The following is a 2095-nucleotide window of genomic DNA, read 5'->3' on the forward strand; positions in this document are numbered from 1 at the left end:
TGTAAGCGCCCAATAACAAGGTATATTGAAAAACTCCAAGATCATAAGCAGGTTGCTTTTGATCTTGGAGTTTTCTTTATCTACAATTTTCTTGGATTCTTGGAGTCCATGGTAAATAAGCCTCCAGAACTTCTTTTTTTGCGAGAGTCTCCTCGTTCGGCAAATGTTCTAGAAGATATGTTATATATTTTTCGCTGTCCACTTGATGGAGTTTGGCTGTTTCAATCAGAGTCATGATGACAGCACTAGACTCTGCTCCCTCTAAGCTTTGGGAGAATAGCCAATTCTTGCGACCCATAACCAAAGATTTAATAGCCCTCTCAGCCAAATTATTGGAGAGAACCAGACGTCCATCTTCCAGTACAGTTTTGAATGTAAACTCATAATCCAAACTGTATTTGAGTGCACGACCTAACTTTGACTCCGGCAGTACATACTGCTCCCGACACCAATCAAAGAATTCTTCCATCAAAGGACGGAGCTCTTCTTGTCGTTTTTGATGTCTCACCTCTGGGTCTAGGCCCTCCCACTGTCTTTCTAAAGCGAACATCTTATCGCAATAGTTGAGACCTTTCTTAGCCAGTGAAGAGGAATCCGCATTCTTGGGAGTTGCTTCAAAGAACTTCCTTCGAACATGTGCCCAACATCCGACCAGACTGGCTTCCCTTAAGGTCCTATATGCAGACCACATATCACAGTGAAGGTAGCCTTTGAAGTCACCAAGAAAACCCTCGACAACTTGCCCGCTCCGTCTTTGGTTATGGTGATACAGTATGATACCTTGTTTCTCATCTTTACCAGACAGAAAAGTCCAGAAATAAGTCAGATGGGTATCGCTCTCCAAGACCCTATAAGAGGTTTCATCCGCATGGAGAACAGGTTGTTCCTTCAAGATATCTGAAAGTAGACTGTATAGAGGTTTAAAGTAATACTGGGCAGACTTGATATGCCAGTTGGCTATTTCCTTGCGACTAATTGGAAGACCTAGTTTGTTCCAATCAGATTCCTGACGATAGTTTGGAACCTTCAAATTGAATTTTTGGTGAATCGTATGGGCAATGATAGAAGCAGATCCTAGACTGTGGGCTAGAGGTACTTTGGGCACTGGTGCCTTGATGATTTTATCACTCTCTGAGTTTTTACTGCATTCCTGACATTTATAGGAGTGCTGGATGTGATTCACTCGTTTTAACTGAGCAGGTATAAAAATCAATTCTTGGCGTTGGATATGACTACCAATTTCTTTCAAGTCACCATTACAATCAGGACAAAGGCAGTCTTCTAAGCGATAATGAACTTCTTCTGCTTTAAATTGGTCAAGAATCGCTTGCTTACGTCCCTTTGTCTTCTTCCGTTTGTAAGTAATTGTCTCTGCTTCAACTGGGTAAGTCAGAATCTTCTTGGATAGGTGTTTCTTCTCCAAAAAGGCTCATTTGACCTGGCTGAACAGGATTCTTCTCTGATGACTTACCGTATAGTTTTTGAGTTAAATAAGCCACCTGTTCACGTAAAAGGGTGATTTCATCTACTAGACTTTGGTTGGTAGCTGCTTGTTTTTTGATAATATCCAATAGTTCTTCCAAGATGATACTCTCCCTTTATTGATACTCTAATTATAGCTAAAAAACAGCCGTGATTTCAATAGAAATCGCGACTGTTTATGGTTTTTATGGTAGGAGTGATTGAAAATCCTTTCATGAACCACTCAACTTGTTCTGAAGTAAGTTCCCTTACTTCTCGCTCATTCGATGGCCAGTTGAGTTTTCCATTCTCAAATCTCTTGTAAAGCAACCAGAAGCCCTGCCCATCCCAATACAAAGCTTTGAAGCGATCTTTTCTTCTCCCACAGAAAAGGAAGACTTGACCTGAGAAGGGATCTAATTCAAATTCTTGTTTAACTAAGTAAGCTAAGGAGTCAATTCCTTGCCTCATATCGGTTTTACCAGTTATCAAATGAACCTGACCTAAATCGCATAGATTTATCATAGTGAACGAGCTAGAATCTACCATATCAATCTCCATTCTGATGATTTATAAGACTAGTATAGCTAGATTTCTAGTTCAGTTGAAGACACCTTGTTATTGGGCGTTTACG

Annotated in this window: 3 protein-coding genes; all 3 read right to left on the reverse strand. The window is 40.4% G+C overall.

What is annotated here, in order from left to right; translation table 11 throughout:
- Window positions 1–76 precede the first annotated feature (76 nt).
- Window positions 77–1423, reverse strand: coding sequence for an IS66 family transposase (locus I2503_RS09260; protein WP_196967767.1), 1347 nt, complete (start codon window positions 1421–1423; stop codon window positions 77–79).
- Window positions 1377–1571: a transposase gene (locus I2503_RS09265; RefSeq protein WP_196967768.1), complete on the reverse strand. Its 195-nt coding sequence runs from the start codon at window positions 1569–1571 to the stop codon at window positions 1377–1379. Before I2503_RS09265 ends, I2503_RS09260 begins: the two co-directional genes overlap by 47 nt.
- A 67-nt stretch (window positions 1572–1638) precedes the next feature.
- Complete coding sequence (gene tnpB / locus I2503_RS09270; RefSeq protein ID WP_247644712.1) at window positions 1639–2010, reverse strand: IS66 family insertion sequence element accessory protein TnpB; 372 nt, start codon at window positions 2008–2010, stop codon at window positions 1639–1641.
- Window positions 2011–2095 lie beyond the last annotated feature (85 nt).

This window comes from Streptococcus sp. NLN64, assembly GCF_015831295.1.
In the GTDB taxonomy this organism is placed as follows: Bacteria; Bacillota; Bacilli; order Lactobacillales; family Streptococcaceae; genus Streptococcus.